General features: G+C 66.3%; 14 protein-coding genes and 3 pseudogenes. 8 read left to right on the top strand and 9 right to left on the bottom strand.

Features of this window, described 5'->3' with window-relative positions; translation table 11 throughout:
- Positions 1–1,151, top strand: a 1,151-nt coding sequence (locus tag JO059_RS16955) for a ThiF family adenylyltransferase (protein WP_293320730.1), incomplete at its 5' end; no start/stop codon positions are given.
- 36 nt (positions 1,152–1,187) lie between these two features.
- Here JO059_RS16955 and JO059_RS16950 read toward each other — a convergent pair.
- Entirely contained in the window at positions 1,188–1,880 is a 693-nt protein-coding gene (locus JO059_RS16950; RefSeq protein WP_293320728.1) for an SDR family oxidoreductase, read from the bottom strand.
- 84 nt (positions 1,881–1,964) lie between these two features.
- Between JO059_RS16950 and JO059_RS16945 the strand changes: the two genes are divergently transcribed.
- A complete protein-coding gene (locus JO059_RS16945) occupies positions 1,965–2,552 on the top strand; it encodes a CGNR zinc finger domain-containing protein (RefSeq protein WP_293320726.1) in 588 nt (195 codons plus the stop codon).
- Positions 2,553–2,868: 316 nt separating this feature from the next.
- Here JO059_RS16945 and JO059_RS16940 read toward each other — a convergent pair.
- The 5 genes and pseudogenes from JO059_RS16940 to JO059_RS16920 form a co-directional block, all read right to left on the bottom strand.
- Positions 2,869–3,140, bottom strand: a pseudogene (locus tag JO059_RS16940) (NAD-dependent epimerase); the annotation flags it as partial.
- A gap of 65 nt (positions 3,141–3,205) precedes the next feature.
- Positions 3,206–3,493: pseudogene (locus JO059_RS16935) on the bottom strand (thioredoxin domain-containing protein); the annotation flags it as partial.
- A gap of 55 nt (positions 3,494–3,548) precedes the next feature.
- Positions 3,549–4,313 carry a DUF2127 domain-containing protein gene (locus JO059_RS16930; RefSeq protein WP_293320724.1) on the bottom strand — a complete coding sequence of 255 codons (765 nt, stop codon included), beginning with the start codon at positions 4,311–4,313 and terminating at the stop codon, positions 3,549–3,551.
- 57 nt (positions 4,314–4,370) lie between these two features.
- Positions 4,371–5,759 carry an MmgE/PrpD family protein gene (locus tag JO059_RS16925; protein WP_366516233.1) on the bottom strand — a complete coding sequence of 463 codons (1,389 nt, stop codon included), beginning with the start codon at positions 5,757–5,759 and terminating at the stop codon, positions 4,371–4,373.
- An 83-nt stretch (positions 5,760–5,842) separates the two neighbouring features.
- Positions 5,843–6,736, bottom strand: a complete 894-nt coding sequence (locus tag JO059_RS16920; protein WP_366516232.1) for a helix-turn-helix domain-containing protein — start codon at positions 6,734–6,736, stop codon at positions 5,843–5,845.
- Positions 6,737–6,854: 118 nt separating this feature from the next.
- On the opposite strand from JO059_RS16920, the gene JO059_RS16910 reads away from it, so the two are divergent.
- The 6 genes from JO059_RS16910 to JO059_RS16885 all read left to right on the top strand — a co-directional run bounded on the left by JO059_RS16910 (position 6,855) and on the right by JO059_RS16885 (position 13,171).
- Complete coding sequence (locus JO059_RS16910; protein WP_293320717.1) at positions 6,855–7,268, top strand: nuclear transport factor 2 family protein; 414 nt, start codon at positions 6,855–6,857, stop codon at positions 7,266–7,268.
- Positions 7,269–8,132, top strand: coding sequence for an SDR family NAD(P)-dependent oxidoreductase (locus JO059_RS16905; RefSeq protein ID WP_293320715.1), 864 nt, complete (start codon positions 7,269–7,271; stop codon positions 8,130–8,132).
- Between the two features lie 237 nt (positions 8,133–8,369).
- A complete protein-coding gene (locus JO059_RS16900) occupies positions 8,370–9,653 on the top strand; it encodes a sodium:proton exchanger (protein WP_293320732.1) in 1,284 nt (427 codons plus the stop codon).
- A 134-nt stretch (positions 9,654–9,787) separates the two neighbouring features.
- Positions 9,788–10,603, top strand: coding sequence for an SDR family oxidoreductase (locus JO059_RS16895; RefSeq protein ID WP_293320713.1), 816 nt, complete (start codon positions 9,788–9,790; stop codon positions 10,601–10,603).
- A 22-nt stretch (positions 10,604–10,625) separates the two neighbouring features.
- Positions 10,626–12,017: a DUF2252 domain-containing protein gene (locus JO059_RS16890; RefSeq protein ID WP_293320711.1), complete on the top strand. Its 1,392-nt coding sequence runs from the start codon at positions 10,626–10,628 to the stop codon at positions 12,015–12,017.
- Complete coding sequence (locus JO059_RS16885; protein ID WP_293320709.1) at positions 12,014–13,171, top strand: Zn-dependent alcohol dehydrogenase; 1,158 nt, start codon at positions 12,014–12,016, stop codon at positions 13,169–13,171. The genes JO059_RS16890 and JO059_RS16885 overlap by 4 nt, the downstream gene beginning before the upstream one ends.
- On the opposite strand, the gene JO059_RS16880 is transcribed toward JO059_RS16885, so the two are convergent.
- The 3 genes and pseudogenes from JO059_RS16880 to JO059_RS16870 form a co-directional block, all read right to left on the bottom strand.
- Positions 13,055–14,713, bottom strand: a complete 1,659-nt coding sequence (locus JO059_RS16880) for an NAD(P)/FAD-dependent oxidoreductase (protein WP_293320708.1) — start codon at positions 14,711–14,713, stop codon at positions 13,055–13,057. The two genes, JO059_RS16885 and JO059_RS16880, sit on opposite strands and share 117 nt — an antisense overlap.
- Complete coding sequence (locus JO059_RS16875) at positions 14,710–16,494, bottom strand: NAD(P)/FAD-dependent oxidoreductase (RefSeq protein WP_293320706.1); 1,785 nt, start codon at positions 16,492–16,494, stop codon at positions 14,710–14,712. The genes JO059_RS16880 and JO059_RS16875 overlap by 4 nt, the downstream gene beginning before the upstream one ends.
- A gap of 340 nt (positions 16,495–16,834) precedes the next feature.
- Positions 16,835–17,112: pseudogene (locus JO059_RS16870) on the bottom strand (TetR/AcrR family transcriptional regulator); the annotation flags it as partial.

Raw genomic sequence — 17,112 nt, 5'->3', positions numbered from 1 at the left:
CCTACACGAAGAGGCCGCTCATCGGCATGACCCTGGCCGGCGCAGACGACGCCTGGTCGGCCCGCTTCTGGTTCGACCGCACCCGCCCGCGTTGGGCGGAATCGGTGCGCCGCGTATCCGACAAGCTAGTCGTGACCTGGAACGACGACCTTCGTCCACCGCCACCGCCGACTCGATCGCAACAGCGCACCGTGTCGGCATGGGGAGATCAGGCGCAGGCCTCGATCGCCCGTCTGCGTGTGCTGGTCGTCGGTGTAGGCAGCGTGGGCCTCGATGTCGCCCAGCGCCTCGCCGCGACAGGATTGCTCGAAGTCGGCGTGATGGACTTCGATGCCGTCGAGCGGGTCAATCTGGATCGCATGATCGGTGCGACGCGGCTCGACGCCGCCATGGGCCGCGCGAAGGTCGCTGTCGCTGAACGGCTCATGGCCTCGGCTTCCACCGCCGATCACTTCGAACCGGTCGTGCACGAAACAAGCGTGTGCGACCCCGCCGGGTTGCGGTCTGCGCTGGACTACGACGTTATCTTTTCCTGCGTTGACCGACCCTGGCCACGCGCGGTGCTGAATCTGACGGCCTACGCCGACCTGATCCCCGTCATCGATGGCGGTATCGCCCTCGACACCTTCGCCGACGGTCGGCTGCGAGGCGGAATCTGGCGCGCTCACACGCTCGTGCCCAGCCGGCCGTGCATGGTCTGCCTCGGTCAGCTGGACCTGGGCGACGTCTCCCTGGACAGGCAGGGATTGTTCGACGATCCCACCTACATTGCCCAAGCCGGCAGGGAATCGCCGGCGGCTCAGAATGTCGCCGCTCTCTCAGCCAGCGTCAGCGCCGCCCTGCTCGCCCAGTTCGTCAGCCTTGTGGCCCATCCCGGCAGCCGCGGTGTCCCCGCACCACTGCGCTACCTTCTCGCACCACATCAGCTCGAGCACTCCACTGCGACGACTGGGAAATATTGCAGCTACGAATCCGAAATTGCGACCGCAGACCACCGGCCGGAGCTAACCGCGGTCCAGAGCGGCTGGCGTCGCGTCGTCGCTCAACGCAAAGACCGGACACTACCACTCCGGCTTCGGGTGCTCGGGCTGGCCGAGCGTGCACTGCAGAGCGCCAGTGAACGCATAATTAGTGGCCTACGGAGGTTTTGACGGCGTGGATCGTGTTGCGCCATAAGACCGATTGGGTCAGCCCACCCGCAGCGCCTCCACCGGTCCGGACAGGGCCGACTTGATGTGGCGGGTCAGGTCGTCGGCCAATACCTCCGCATCGCCGCGCTCGACGCCGTCGACGATCTGCCGCGCCACGTCGCGCGGGTCGTTCTTCGGAACATCGAACCCGGTGGTCATCTCGGTATCCGTTAAGCCCAGGTGCACACCCGTGACCAGAGTGCCCTGCTTCTCGAGCTCGACGCGCAATGAGTTGGTCATCGACCAGATCGCGGCCTTGGAGTCGCCATAGGCACCGAAGCCGCCCAGCCAGGCCAGAACGGAACTGATGTCCACCAATGCTCCGCCGCCGTTGTCGGCGAGGATCGGCGCAAATGCCTTCGCGATGCGGAGCGCGCCGAAATAGTTGGTCTCGAACACCGCGCGCGCGTCCTCGATGTCGCTGGCGAGCAGCTTGGCGGCGCCCAGGACGCCGGCGTTGTTGACTACGATGTCCGCATCCGTTGCCACCGCGGCCAGCGCCGCGACGGAATCCTGCTTGGTAACGTCGAGATCAACACTGACGACACGGGGATCTCCGCTCGGCTTCGGTGTCCGCGCCGTTGCGTAGACCTTCGCGGCACCCCGCTCCACCAACTCTTCGACGATCGCCTTCCCGAGCCCGCGCTGTCCGCCCGTGACCACGACCGTCGATCCCTTGATGCTGACCATGTTCCCGCCTTATGACGTAGGTGAATGTGGTTTGACCCTGTCAACGTACTTGACGAGTGCGACATAGACAAGTAGATTTTGCATATGTCATCATGGCCTGCGTCACAGCGATACGGGCTCGCTGCCGCGCCCGCTGGTCTTGGGCTGGTTCAGGACTTCCTCAACACGGTGGGTATCGGGAACTACGGACCAGACCTGCTGGCCGACAGCACGTCGGCCGCCGACTGGGTGGCGGCGTCCTTGCGCACGTGGGCGGGGGTGCGCGGGCTGGAGGTGCGCCCGCCGGTGCTGAGCGCTGCGGACGTGTCGAAGCTTCGCGCCTTGCGCGCCACGATCGCCGAGCTGGTTGCCGAGGAACCGGCGACCGGCCGAGGGATGGGCGCAATCTCTGCGTCGTTCGCACTCTCGGAGACCGGCGAGGTCCGGCTGGAACCCACCGGTGCCGGCTGGCGTTGGCTGGCGTCGGCGCTGTGGGCAGAGATTCTGCTGAGCCAGCGTGAGGGAACTTGGCGGCGGCTCAAGCGGTGCCACAACCCGCCTTGCGGATCAGCGTTTTACGACCGCTCGAAGAACAACAGCGGCGTCTGGCACGACGCGAAGACGTGCGGGAATGCCGTGAATCTACGCGCTTCCCGGGCGCGTCGGCGTAAGCGCGACCGCGCGGCGCACTAGCAGCGCTCGGCTCCCCGGCGCATGATTCGTGGCTCGGACCCCTGTCGGCGAGGCCTGGTCCGCAGGAACGCCCGCAGCGCGCCGCAAGCCCGCGCCTTGATCGGAGACGCTATGTCACGGCTGGTCGGGGCTTGGTCGATCCCGGCCTGCAGTGTTGCCATGGTGTTCAACCCCTTGTCCGTTCGGCGGGTGAGCCGACTCGCTGAACTGCATTGAATTGCACCGCGGCCGATTTACCGCCGCGCCGCGCCGCGGTAAACGTCACGAAAAGCGGTGTTGTGGTGTAACGCACATACGCGGTTTTGAGTCCAACGCGTCACAGACCTCCCGTTATTCCCCGGCCGGCGCCACTTCCGAACCGGCGGAAATAGCCGAGGAGCCGGTGCGCGGGATACGGCTTTGACCAGTCGTCGGCGCGGAAATCAAGCATTGGTGCCACCATCAGCGAAAAGTATACTGCCGCAAACGAAGTCGGCCGATTCGAACAGCGCCCAAGGTCACCGAAGCCGTCGACCGGAACCGGGAAAGCTGTTATTGCAGCATCGGCGTCATGATCACCGCGGGCGCGATCGCATTCGAGCGCGTCCCCGGTGGCCGCGCCCGGGCCGCCCGATGATCGCGTAGGTGCCCATTCACGCGCGCCTTTGTGCCCCATCGACGTCGACCTTGACCAATTTCAGTTGCCCCGCCCGCTCGTGGGCGAGTTGTTCCAGTGCGGGACTGACCATCCGGCACGGGCCGCACCAGGTCGCCCACAGGGCGACCAGCACCGGTATCGATGATCTCTCCGCGATTTCTCCGAACGTGCCGTCGTGTGCGTCGACGATCCACGGAAGCCGCCGGTGGCACTGCGCGCAACGCGGCTTGCCCACCAGCGCGGCGGGCACGCGATTGTTCCGCCGGCAGTGGGGGCACGCCACAATGCTCGCGTTGTCGCTCATGCCGACGATCCCATCACGAAGCCCGCACTGATACGGCGTATTCGCCCCCGACGGATCAGGTCAGCATGGCGGCTCGTTCCACGTCGAGGAGCTGCTCACCGCGTCGCTCCTCGTCATAAGCCGTACGTCCGCCGCGCAGACCGAACAGCCGTTTCGAGATCAGGAGGTAGACCACTGCGGCGATGTTGATGGTGAACGTGACCACCCTGGTCATCGTGATGCCCTTGGTCAGGTCATGGATTTCCAGCGGCAGGAAGACCGAGGTGGCGATCACGGCGAAGTATTCGCCCCACCGCTTCAGCAACCATAAGCCCACGCCTTCGACAAGCTCGACCACCGCATAACCGATCAGCATCAGGGTCAGTGCCGCCAGTGTGGATGGCTTGGTGGCCAGGGCCTTTTCCAGCTCATGCACGATCGTCATCTGATCGACCTTGAAGCCGGCGGCGCGAAAGATCGGGAGGTCGCGGTCCAGGGTGGCCTGGATGGCGCCGCGCGCCCCGCGAAACTTCCACACCGCATACGCCGCGAGCGCGATCACCAAAGCCCGGAACAAGCGTTCGACCGCGAGAGCGCGGATGATGATCGCCTGGCGTAATGCCTTGCCCCGCATGATCATCGGTGCATCTTCTGCGCGGCCGCGTCCATGTGGCTCGCCCACGATGAATTCGCCACAGCGCAGGCACCTCCAGACTTCACCCAGCCCGGTCTTGCCACTGAGCCTCTCGGCGAGTGCCTCCTCATCGGGCGCATACGTGGCGTGCCCCGCCAGCGCGCAGGTGACCAGCTCCCACCGGTTGATGCCGCGATCTTTGCGCATGGCCGATCATCGACTGCCGGTGGCAAACGACGCAAGGGGGCGCGCACAGCGGGAACGTCAGAAGCGCGCCTTGCTACGCCGCCGTCGGGCGCCGGGGTTGGCCGCGCCGAGCAGTGCGGCGAACTCGGCGACGGGGATCTCGTCCAGGTGATCGACCGCGGCGACGATGTCGGCGCGCAGCCCCTCCCCGCAGAAGGGTTCGGCGAGCCAGCCGAACTTGTCGACGACGCGTCCCCAGGACATCGGTCGGGTGGGCGATCCCTCGTAGTCGCTCTGCTCGCGGCTGAATTGCCGTCCGTCCCGCGTGAGCACGTGCACGCGGGCGGCCGTGCGTTGCGGGTAGTCCGCGGTCAGGTCCGCGGCGGCTTCGACGTCGACCCGGCCCAGCAGGTCCTGAACGTCGCCGCGCAGGACCCGTTCGGTCTCGAGTTGTTCGGGGCCGACACCGCCGTCGAGCAGTGCGACCGCGCTGAGGTATTTCAGGTTGTAGTCCGCCTGCTCCTTGTTCCGCGGGTGATCCTTGGGGCCGTAGGCTCCCCCGCCCGCGAAGTCGAACGCGCCCTGGAAGACCTCCAGGGTCACCCGCGCGACGTCCTCGCCGCGCAGGTCGTTTTCGCTGCGGATCGCCAAGACCGCGTCAATGATGACCTGCCCGTGGATAAGTGCGCAGTACTGCTTCAGATAGGTCTGCTCGACGCAGGTGAGCGCCCGGTCGGCGGTGTGGAAGTCGATGGGCTGATCGAAAAGTTGCACCAACCCCTGTGGGCCGTCGAACAGCGACTTGGGCCCGGTGACGCCGCGGGCCGCCAGCATCGTCGTGTACACCGCGCGCATGCCGGTGATCGCGGGCGAGATGCCCTTCCAGTACGAAACCGGTTCGGCGTGCACGGCGGCAAGCGACACGTTGTCGGCCGCCGCGGCGGCGATGGCGTTGGCGGTGCGCTCGGCGTCCAACCCCAGCAGCTTCGCCGAGCCGGCGGCGGCCGACATCGCCAGTTGCAGTGCGTGATTGAGCCCGCGCGCCATCACGGGTACTTGGGCGCTGAACCGGCACTGGACCTCGTAGGCGACCGCGAGGGCCAGCAGGAAATCCGCCCCGCTGGCGTTGACGTGCTCGGCCACCGCAAGGATCGCCCCGAAATTGTCGGCCGGATGGCATAGTCCCCCCACCGTCAGATAGGTGTCAAGCAGGTCCGGGCAGCGCACCAGGACCGCGTTGAAGAACGCCGCCTGATCGACCGCGGCCCGGCCGCCGCCGACGAGCGTCGCCGTCGGGACACCGCTGAACTGCTCGGTGTGTTCGCGAATCGTGGCGATCAGCTCGCCGTCCAGGGAGCCGACGGCGCAGGCGACGCTGTCCAGCACGTTGCGTTTCAGCAACGCCCGGGGTGACCCGGCCAGGTCCGCCTGCTCGGCGCCGACGACGAAGCCGGCGAGATCGTCCACAACGTAGTTATGCGCCAACGCCTTTCGCCCTTCAGTCGATACCGCCTCGAAGTCGCGCAGGTGCCGCAGTTCCATGGCCGAGCCTAGACGGCTCGGCCCACCCCGTGCTGCTGCGATTTGGTAATCGCCGCCGTTTCGTCGGTGAGCTTCTCCCCGATGGCCCGGATCTGCCTCGCGCTGAGCGGGCACAGCGGATGCACGGCCAGCATCAGGGCGGCTCGTCCACGATCGTCGAAAACCGGTGCGGCGATGGTGACCACTGGCTGTTTGCGGCGACCGGGGTTGTCGTCGGAGAGGAACCCGATGGTGGTGAACTCGGCCATTAGCTGGTCCAGGATCTGCCGCACCGGGGTCGGCATATCATCGCTATCCAGCGTCGCGACCACCTGGACGGCTTGCACCAGGGCCGGTGTCGTCCAGTCGACGTCGAATCCGCGCTCGCGCGTGCGCTCGAGCACGCGCTCGAGACGCCGAATGCGGTCGGCGTTGTCGCCCGCACCACGTCGGATCCACGCCGCCTGTTCGTCCTCGGTGTCCCAGGCGGCAAGCGCGACGCCGAAGGGCGGAACGTAGGGGATGCGGTCACCGGGTATTCCCGCGGGTTGGGTGGCGGGCTCGCCCTGAAACGCGGTGACTACCAACGAATCACCGAATCGCTCGACCACCGAACCCGAGTAACCCAGGTCGCGGGAGAGCCGCACCGCCGCCGAACGCGCGGCATACGCAAGCGGCCGAGCGGCGTCGGTTCGCGCTGCGACGACGGCAAGCGCCGGACCAAGGGCGAAGGTCTTCGAAACGGCGTCGCGGCTGGCCCACCCGCGGTCACACAGCGTCTTCAGGATCGCATGCGCCGTCGCTTGGGTGAGGTGAAGTTCGCGGACGATGTCGGAGAACCGCAGGCGACCATGGGTCGACCGCGCCAGCAGCTCGACAACGTCGAGTACCCGCGCCGTCGGCGCCGACGTGGATCCGCGAATGGCTTGACTCCTCTGTGGAGCGGTGCATACAGTTTCTTGCGAGCATTCGAGATCTTATATCGATAATTCGAGAATCGAAAACCGGACGAATCGCCGTCCATCCCAACGGAGCCGCCGATTGACCGAACGTGAAGACCGCCAAGATATTTCGGAGCTGTTGGTGCGGTACGCCACGGGAATCGACCGGCGCGACTGGGTTCTGTTCCGCACGGTGTTCACCGAGGACTGCGAACTCGACTACGGGGAGATCGGCGCCTGGAACGGTGTCGACACCGCGACCGACTTCATGGAGCAGACCCATGCGTTGCTCGGTCACACGATGCACCGGCTGAGCAATATGGTGATCAGCGTCGACGGTGACCACGCAGTGGCGCGCACCTACCTCGACGGCCTGATGATGGCGCCCGACAACCAATCCGGCGTCAGCGCCACCGGTTTCTACGACGACGAGATCGTGCGCACCGGCGAAGGATGGCGCATCGCGCGCCGCCGGTTCACCCAGATTCGGCTGACCACCGTTGGGAGCTCTTAGGTGACGTTCGCCGAGAGGTACGGGCCGTGGGCACTCGTCGCGGGCGCCTCGGAAGGTCTGGGTGCCGCGTTCGCCGCGGAACTCGCCGAGCGTGGTGTCAACGTGGTGCTGCTGGCGCGCCGCCGGGAGGCCCTGAATCAGGTTGCGGCACAGATAACTTCGCGCACGTCAATCCAAAGCCGGGCACTGGTGGTGGATCTCGCGGAACCGGGTGCCGCATCGGCGATCACCGAGGCCACCGGCGACCTGGAGATCGGCTTTCTCGTCTACTGTGCGGGTGCGGACCCGAATTTCCGGCCTTTCCTCGTCGATCCGATCGACGCCGCCGTGGCAATGGTGCAGCGCAACTGCATAGCCCTGATGGAGCTCTGCCATCACTTCGCTCCGGCGATGGTGCAGCGAGGCAGGGGCGCAATCGTGATCTTTGGGTCAGGCGCCGGCTTGGCCGGCGGCCCCAACATGGTCGCCTACGGCGCGTCCAAGGCGTTCGACATGGTCTTCGCCGAAGCCCTGTGGGCCGAACTGCACGACACGGGCGTCGACGTCCTGGGTCTCATCCTGGGCAAGACGGATACACCCGCGCTGCGCCGGCTCGAATACAGCCGCGGCCAAATAGGTTCGCCGGACGACGTGCCGCCGGGCGCTGCCGCCGTGGATGACGTCATCGCCGAGACGTTCGAGAACCTGACCAATGGTCCGACCTTGATGGTGGGCAAAGACATGCGCGCCGCCGCCCAGATGATGGCGTCGCTCACCCGCAATCAGATCGTCGAAGTCATGAAGCAGGCCAGTGCCGCGGCGATGGGGTCACCGGTCGACGGGCGAGCGTCCGGGGGAACCGGGGCCTCGGGCGGCACGTCGTAGTGGATGTCGGCATAGCGCTCACCCGGAAGAGGTTTGCCAAAGATTAGAGTTACCCCGCCCTAACTATCGCGTGTGATCCGCCGGCCAGCAAAGACTCGGCGTGCGATGTCGCCCATCTGCTGGTCCGCAACGTTGCTGGGTGGCGTGGGGAGCGGTACGTTGGGGCGTGCGGGCCACGTCACGGCCGCCGGTCACATTGAAGCCAGCAACGAGCACGCCCCCGAGTTGAAGGAAACGATGCGCGCCATCGGCAGCCAGGCGACCTCCGTGACGCGTGCGCGGCGTGTCACCTTGGCCCGTTCCGGGCTGATCACCGCGACATTCATTGCCCCGGCGGTGATCGCACGGATCGTCCGCCTGCATCTTGACCCCGTCGCCGCCCTGCTCATCTTCGGGGCCGCCGTGGTGTCGGCAAGCTTCTTGCTGGCGTGGGCCGCCGAAGCTGCGCACATCGACATTGCCGGCGGATTGGCGATCGCTGTGCTCGCTCTGGTGGCAGTGCTTCCCGAGTATGCCGTCGACCTCTATTACGCATACGTGTCCGGGCACAACGCCGATTACACCCAGTACGCCGCGGCCAACATGACGGGTTCCAACCGGTTGCTGATGGGCCTCGGTTGGCCCGTCGTGGTGTTGGTCAGCATCGTCGTGGCGCGAAAAACCGGCACGGGTAAACCCACCGGTCTGGGGCTGCAGTCGGCCAACCGCGTCGAACTCGGGTTCTTGTTGATCGCCGGAGTGGTCGCGTTCGTGATACCGGCAAGCGGTGAGATCCACCTCGCGCTGGGGTTGGCGCTGTTAGCTTGGTTCGGCTTCTACCTGTACAAGATCGGGCACGGCGACGTGGAGGAGCCGGAGCTCATCGGCACCGCCGCCGCCCTGGGTGACCTGTCCGATCGCAGCCGCCGCACCGCCGTCATCGCCCTCTTCGTGGCGTCAGGCGCGGTAATCCTGCTCTGCGCCAAGCCGTTTGCCGATAACCTGGTCGCCGCGGGGACCGAGCTGGGCATCGACCGGTTCCTCCTGGTCCAGTGGCTGGCCCCACTGGCCTCTGAAGCCCCGGAGTTCATCGTCGCGACGATCTTCGCCAGCCGGGGCAAGGGCACGTCGGCGATCGCCACGCTGATCTCCTCCAAGGTCAACCAGTGGACTCTGCTGGTGGGATCGCTGCCGGTGGCCCACGTGATTGGCGGCGGCAGGTTCTCCCTGGTGCTCGACTCGCGGCAGGTCGAGGAGATGTTGCTCACGGCCACCCAAACCCTGATGGGGGTTGCGCTGATCCTGGGGTTGCGTTTCCAGCGTGCCGCCGCGTGGGCCCTGCTGGGATTGTTCGCCGTCCAGTTTCCGCTCACCTCGACCCAGGGGCGGCTGGTGTTGTGCGGTGTCTACACCGCAGTGGCACTCGTGGGGCTGATCGTGAACCGCCGTCACCTCGTCGCCACCCTCCGGGCACCGTTCTTCGGAACGGCAATCCGCCACAGCGGTCACCCACACCACTCGGATGCAGCAGAGGGGGCATAGCGGGAACAGCGTCCACCAAAGCGCCAATATCCCGGGTTGCGGTCGACGATCGACCTATTCTTAGGCGATCACTGTCGAGAAATGGCGAATTCGCTTGGTTTCGAAGGTCATATCGCCTGGGCGGAGGCAACGAATTGACACAAGTGCTGGCGGTCATCGGCGTGGGCGGTATGGGGCAGGCGATCGCGAGACGGCTCGGCGCCGGCAAGACGGTGCTGCTGGCCGATGACAACAAAGAAGCGCTGGCGTCGGTCAGCGAAGCACTGTCCGCAGATGGCCATCGCGTCGAGCGCCGCAAGGTCGACGTCGCGTCGCCGGAATCGGTGCGCATGCTCGCCGAGCACGCGGCCTCGCTCGGCGCCGTCACTCAGGTGGCGCACACCGCCGGACTGTCACCGTCGCAGGCGTCGGCCCAAGCAATTCTGGCGGTTGATCTGCTCGGGACCGCGCTTGTGCTCAAGGAATTCGGCGAAGTCATCGCGCTGGGGGGCGCGGGCGTCGTGATCGCCAGCATGGCCGGGCATATGTTCCCCCCGCTGACCGCGCAGCAGGAACGCGCGTTGGCGCACACCCCGGCGGGCGAGTTGTTGGAGCTGGATTTTGTCAGCCCGCAAAAGGTCACCGACCCCGGTATCGCATATGGAATCGCCAAGCAAGCCAACCATATTCGCGTCCGCGCCGCCAGCACGCAGTGGGGCCGCCGGGATGCTCGCGTCAACTCGATCAGCCCGGGCATCATTTCGACACCTATGGGTAAGCAGGAACTCGCCTCCCCGGTCGGCGACGGCATGCGGGCGATGATTGCCGCCTCGGCAACCGGCCGGCTCGGAACCCCCGACGACATCGCCGGGGCGGCCGCATTCCTCCTGGGCCCCGATGCGTCGTTCATCACCGGCACCGACCTGCTGGTCGATGGCGGAGTGATCGCCGCGGTGACGGTGCCCCGCTAGCCATCGGCCGTATGCTGAGCAAATGCCGCAACGAGCGTTGCGTGACCGGCTGATACAACTCGAAGCTCCCGGCGAGGATGTGGCACGCGGTCGAGCGCTGCGCAAGGAGGCCCCGCGGCGTGCCCTCGCGCAACTTGCTCCCGCCAAGCGGACGGCTACGGAAATTTTGGTGGCCCAAAACCGGGGCCGGCTAAGCGAACTCGTCCCCATCCGTTTCACCCGTATGCTCGCCGACCCGTTCGCGTTCTACCGGGGCTCCGCGGCGGTCATGGCCGCCGACCTCGGCGCGAGCCCGACGAGTGGGATCGAACTCATGTGTTGCGGCGACGCCCACATCTCGAACTTCGGCATGTATGCCGCGCCCGACCGCTCGATAGTGTTCGACCTCAACGATTTTGACGAGGCGGCGGTCGCGCCCGCCGAGTGGGACGTCAAACGGCTGATCACCAGCGCGATCGTCGGCGGCCGCCACGCCGGCTACGCCGCCAAGGCCATCCGCGGTTGCGTGCAACAGGCCTTGGAGAACTACCGGTCGAGTTTGCACGCCATGCTGGACATGAACGTCCTGGACCGCTACTACCTGCGGCTCGAACCCGAGAAGTACACCGGACAGGTATCCAAAGACATGTCGGGAGTGATCCGGCAAACGATATCGCGCGCCCGCACACGAACGTCCGCGCGGGTATTCAAGAAAATCGTGGAGGCCGGGCCTGACGGCACCCCGCGTCTACGGGAATCACCCCCGGTCCAACAGCACGTCGCCCCCGAAACGGAAGACCAGCTGCTCGAGTCGGTTGCGGAGTACCTGAGCGCGGTCCCGCCCGACGTCGCCCTGCTGTTGTCGCACTTCCGCGTCACCGACGCCGCCCTTCGGGTGGTCGGGGTCGGCAGCGTCGGTACCCGTTGTTACTTGGTCATCCTCGTCGGCCCGAACGACACGCCGCTCGTCCTGCAGATCAAGGAAGCCAATCGATCCGTCCTCGAGGAGTACGGCGGCTGGCACCAGCCGGACACTCTGAACGACGCGGTCGCGTCGCGCGGCCAGGGCGTGCGCGTGGTCGACGGGCAGCAGATCCTGCAGGCGATGTCGGACGTGTTCCTCGGCACGACCCGCAATGACGGCCGCGACTATTACGTGCGGCAGTTCCATGACATGAAGGGGACCGTCGAAACCGAAGGCATGTCGGCTTCGACGTTCAGCGAATACGTCGCCGCCTGCGCGGTGCTGCTGGCGCGGGCGCACGCGCAGAGTGCGAACGCGTCGATACTGCGCGGCTATGCCGGCACCAGCGACGTCTTGAACGAGGCGGTCACCGAATGGTGCTACGCCTACGCCGACAAGTCGCTCGACGACTTTCACCGACTGCGCGCGGCGGCCAAGGCCGGTGACATCGAGGTGGCCGACGGTCCATGAGAAGCCGAGCGGCCATTCTCTACGAATACGGCCGGCCGTGGTGTGTTGAGGAGTTCGAGCTCGATCCGCCGCGCGCCGGTGAGGTCCTTATTCGGCTGGCCGCCACCGGGCTGTGCCACTCCGACGAACACATTCGGCAAGGAAGGCTGGCACCACCCCCGAAGACCCTGCGCGCGCTCGGATTACCGCTCATGTCACCGACGATCGGCGGCCACGAAGGCTCCGCTGTGGTGGTCGAAGTGGGCGCCGGAGTGACCGGGTTGGCGCCCGGCGATCATGTGGTCACGTCATTCGTCGCGGTCTGCGGGCAGTGCCGCTGGTGCGCCTCGGGCATGGAATACCTGTGCGACGTCGGGTCGGGGACCCTGGCCCCCGGCATGCCGACCGACGGCACCTTTCGCCATCACACCGTCGACGGGCAAAACCTTGGGCATGTATCCAAGATCGGTGCGTTCGCCGAACATACTGTCGTCGCGGCAAATTCACTCGTCAAGGTCGATCGGGCACTCCCGCTGCTGCCGGCCGCGCTGCTCGCGTGCGCGGTTCCGACCGGGTACGGCTCGGCGGCACGTCGCGCCAACATCCGCGGCGGGGACACTGCCGTGGTGATCGGCGCCGGCGGGATCGGCACCGCCGCGATTCAGGGCGCCCGCATCAGCGGTGCAGCCCGCATCGTCGCGATCGACGTGAGCGAATTCAAACGCGAGTGCGCGCCCAGATTCGGTGCCACGCACACGGCCGCCACGGCATCCGAGGCGATCAAGACGGTCAGCGACCTGACGCACGGCGTGATGGCCGACGCGGTCATCGTCTCCCCCGCGATGATCGGCGAGACCGACGTTGCGACGGCCCTGGCGCTGACGCGTAAAGGCGGCACGTGCGTCCTCACGGGCCTGCCGTCACCGATGACGCACTCGGTCGCGGTCGCGCTGCAGGAGTTCATTCTGATGAATAAGACGTTGTGCGGCACAGTGTTTGGCTCTTGTAACCCCAGGAGTGACATTCCGTTGCTGGCAACGATGTACGGGTCGGGCCAACTACTCCTGGAGGAAATGATCACCAAGCGCTATGCGCTCGACCAGATCAACGCCGCCTACGCCGACCTGGCCGACGGCCGATTGATTCGCGGGGTCATCGACTTTGGTCTCGACTGATCGCCGCCCGCCGGCCGGGGCCTCGCCGGTGCGGTGCAGCCAGTCTGCGGGACGAAGGCGCCAAGTCCGACGAGCGTACTCCAGCTCGGTATAGGGCCACTGGGTCACGATGCGTCCGCTGGGCGAACGGAAGTAGCTATCGCACCGGGTCCAGATGGTTCGCTCTAGGTCGGCAGACAGCTTGTCGTTGTAGCGCTTTTCGGCTTCCGGACGCACATCGACGTATCCGCCACGACGCGCCACCCGGCTCACCGCGCTGGCCAACAGCCGCGCACCGGCCTCCAAGATGTAGACAATCGAGTTGCCGCCCTGGTTGGTGTTGGGCCCGTAGAGCATGAAGAAGTTCGGGAATCCGGAGGTGGCTACGCCCAAATAGGCGGTCGGGTCGTCCCCCCAGCGCTCGTGCAGCCGCTGCCCGCCGGCACCGATGACCTCGATGCCCGCCAGGTAGCGCGACGTCTCGAATCCGGTGGCCAGCACGATCACATCGACGTTGACCCGTCGGCCGCCCGCGGTGATCACCGCCGTCGCGCCGATCCGCCCGATCGGATCGGTGACCAGCTCGACGTTGTCCTTCTGCAGTGCGCGGTAATAGTCGTCGCCCAGCAGCACCCGTTTACAGCGGAAGGGATAGTCGGGTGTCAACGCACGGCGCAGCGGCTCGTCCGCGACCGTGCGCTCCAGGAACGACGTCGCAACATGCGTGCGTGCCGCGACGACCGGATCGTCGGCGACCGTCGAGGAGTTGTCGTGGAATACTTTCCAGATCTGCCAGCGCGTGCGGCGCGCCGCCAGCGGGTTCCGCTGGAACCGCGCCAATTCCGTTGCGCTGTAGCGTCTGTCTTCCTTGGGCACCATCCATGGCGGCGTCCGCTGGAATACCGTCACGCGCTCGGCGATCTTCGCCAGTTCCGGGACGACCTGCACCCCGCTGGCACCGGTGCCGATTACCGCCACGCGTTTGCCTGCCAGGTCCACCGCGTGATTCCACTGGGCGGTGTGCATGATTGGGCCGCCGAAGTCGGGCAGGCCCTCGATATCGGGCAGCTTCGGCGATCCGAACAATCCGACGGCGCAGACGACGACGTCTGCGGTCAGGGTGGCGACGTGCCCGGCGTGGTCCAGCTGGCAATCCCAGCTCCAGGCGTCCGGGTTCCAGCGGACGGAGCGGACTTGGGTGCCGAGCATGAGATGGCGCAGCAGATCGAAGTCGTCGGCCACCGACTCAAGATACGCCAGAATCTCGGGCTGACGAGCGTAGGTGCGGCTCCAGGATTTGTTGAGCGCGAACGAATACGAGTACAGATGACTTTGGACATCGCAGGCGGCACCCGGATAGGTATTGCGCCGCCAGGTGCCACCGACGCCGTCGTCGGCCTCGACGATCACCAGGTCATCGATGCCGGCGCGGCGCAGCGCCGCCGCCGCACCGAGGCCGCCGAAGCCCGCGCCGATGATCGCCACCCTGGGTGGGCGTCGACGCCGCGTTGCCGCCCGAAGCCGGCCGATCGCGTAGCGCCGACGGGCCTGCCGGCTGGTCACGGTCGGGTCCCCGGGCGGATCTCGAGTCCTTCCATGTCCCCTTTGGCCCGCCACGCCGCTAACAGGTCGGCGTATTCGGTTGGCGCGCCGAAGAAGAAGCTCCCCTGCCGAGTCTTGGCGTCGGCCTTGCCTTCCCGGTTGTAGTAGCCCGGTGTGCAGGTTCGGGCTCGTTCCGCGCTGGCGGCCGAACGGGCCACGACGGTATCCACCCAGGCGGCTTCGGCGCCGGGCGAGGCCTCGACCTCGGTGGCGCCGTGCGCCAGCGCCCAGGCGATGATCCACGCGGCGTGGCTTGCCTGGACGTCGAGGAGGTAGGGGAAGTTCACCGTAAGCCCGGCCTGGGCGATGCTTTCGATGAAGCAATTCGGGAAGCCGTGGGCGCACAAGCCCTGGAACGTACGAACGCCGTCGCGCCACCGCTCGGTCAGTGTCACCCCCCCGCGGCCGATCAGATCGAATCCGGTGCGCCGACAGTAGTCGGTGCCCACCTCGAAACCCGTTGCGAAGACGAGGCAGTCCAGTCCGTAGGTATTTCCGCCCGAGACCACGCCGGTCTCGGTGATGCGATCCACGCCGCGACCCCGGGTGTCGACCAGTGTGACGTTCTCGCGGTTGAAGGTCTGCAGGTACTCGTCGTGAAAGCAGGGGCGCTTGCAGAAGTAGCCGTACCAGGGTTTCAGCGCCTCGGCGGTGGCGCGATCGGCCACGATCTCGTCGACGCGCGCCCTGATCTCCTCCATCTTCGCGAAGTCGGCCAGTTCTATGTCGTGCGCCGGCGTGCCCCCGGCGCCGGCGTGCCGCATGACCGGCAGTTTGCGGGTGATGCTCGTCCAGGCATCGGCGACGAGGTCCTCGTCTGCTTGTCCGCCCGCCGTGAGGATCTGAAAATTCTGTATGCGCCTGCCCTGCCAGCCCGGCCGCAATGCGTTGGCCCGCTGAGGATCCGTGGGCCGATTTGCCCGCACGTCCACCGACGACGGAGTGCGCTGAAAGACGTAGAGATGCTGCGCCGCCCGGGCGAGGTGCGGCACGCATTGGACTGCCGTCGCGCCCGTGCCGATGATGCCCACCCGCTTACCCGCCAAATTCTCCAGCTCCTCGCCGGTGTAGCTGTAGTCCCAGCGACTGGTGTGGAATGCCTTGCCGCGGAACGAGCGGATACCCGCGATGCCGGGCAGCTTCGGCTTTGCCTGATACCCGTTGGCCATCGAGACGAACCTTGCCCGCATCTCGTCGCCGCGATTCGTCCGGATGACCCACCTGGAAGTTTCTGCCTCCCAACGGATCTCATGGACATCTGTCTGCAGGCAGGCGTTTCGGTACAGGTCGTAATGCTCGGCAATGGCACGGCAATGCGCCAAGATCTCGGCGCCCCGGGCGTATTTTTCCGTGGGCATGTAGCCGAGCTCTTCCAACAGCGGCAGGTACACATAGGATTCGACGTCGCACGCTATTCCCGGATACCGGTTCCAGTACCAGGTGCCGCCGACGTCCGCCGCCCTGTCGATCAACCGGACGCTTTCCACACCGAGTTGGCGGAGCCGCGCGCCCGTCAACAGCCCGCCGAAACCGGCGCCCACGATCGCCACGTCGACCTCGTCGGTGAGGGGCTCGCGAGTGAGCTTGGTATCCACCCAAGGGTCTTCGCCGAAACAGGCGAATTCCCCGGCGATCTCGACGTACTGCGCGACGCCCTCCGGGCGAAGTCGACGGGCCCGCTCTTCGGTGTACTTCCGGCGCAGCGCCTCGACATCGAACCCCAGGCCAACGGTCTCGGTCACGGTCTCGGCTTCCTCTTCGTGGCCTCGACTATATAATCAATCATTTGATCATATCAAGGGCGCCGACCGGCTCCGCTGCGTGTGAGTTGACTGCGACGAGCGTGCGTGCGCGGCGCCCTCACCGCACACCGCGGGCTGCGAATGCACACCGATTGGGTGTCGCCGCTAGTGCCGTGAGTCGTTGATTCGTCGGCAGTGAATGGATGCGCCGAGTGTGGGCTCTGTGCACGAAACCACCCGTGAAATTCGTGCATAACCACCACGGTCGGTGCGGCAAGGAGGTCGAGCCGGCCGTCCTCGGGGCGTGAGTGAATTAACGACTCAGACTCTTAGTCGACTCTTAGTCGCACAGCAACGTCCCGCGGATCAGTTGCTTGGCGGAGCCCAGCGCCGCTTGGTAGTCGTCGGCGGGCAGTGTGGCCGCCAGTTCGGTCAGGCCGTAGATCAGCGAATAGATCGCTTCCACGGCGCCTCGTGGATGGCCGTCGTCGACGATGCCCTCGATGATCTCCCTGAAGGCATGGAACGCGATGCCGCCGGCCACGGGCGAGTCGCGGGCGACCGCGTTTTCCGCCCGGATCGCCCATTCGAAAGCGGCGAGATCGGGGTATTCGCGCA

Origin of the sequence: Mycobacterium sp. (genome assembly GCF_019247615.1) — a bacterium.
In the GTDB taxonomy this organism is placed as follows: domain Bacteria; phylum Actinomycetota; class Actinomycetes; order Mycobacteriales; family Mycobacteriaceae; genus Mycobacterium.
The sequence above is the reverse complement of the archived record's forward strand: the minus strand, read 5'-3'. Positions and strand labels throughout refer to the sequence as shown.

Coding starts and splice junctions, on each gene's coding strand:
- JO059_RS16885 (WP_293320709.1), top strand. CDS start 12,014: ATGAGAAGCCGAGCGGCCATTCTCTACGAATACGGCCGGCCGTGGTGT.
- JO059_RS16950 (WP_293320728.1), bottom strand. CDS start 1,880: ATGGTCAGCATCAAGGGATCGACGGTCGTGGTCACGGGCGGACAGCGC.
- JO059_RS16890 (WP_293320711.1), top strand. CDS start 10,626: ATGCCGCAACGAGCGTTGCGTGACCGGCTGATACAACTCGAAGCTCCC.
- JO059_RS16930 (WP_293320724.1), bottom strand. CDS start 4,313: ATGCGCAAAGATCGCGGCATCAACCGGTGGGAGCTGGTCACCTGCGCG.
- JO059_RS16945 (WP_293320726.1), top strand. CDS start 1,965: ATGTCATCATGGCCTGCGTCACAGCGATACGGGCTCGCTGCCGCGCCC.
- JO059_RS16900 (WP_293320732.1), top strand. CDS start 8,370: ATGCGCGCCATCGGCAGCCAGGCGACCTCCGTGACGCGTGCGCGGCGT.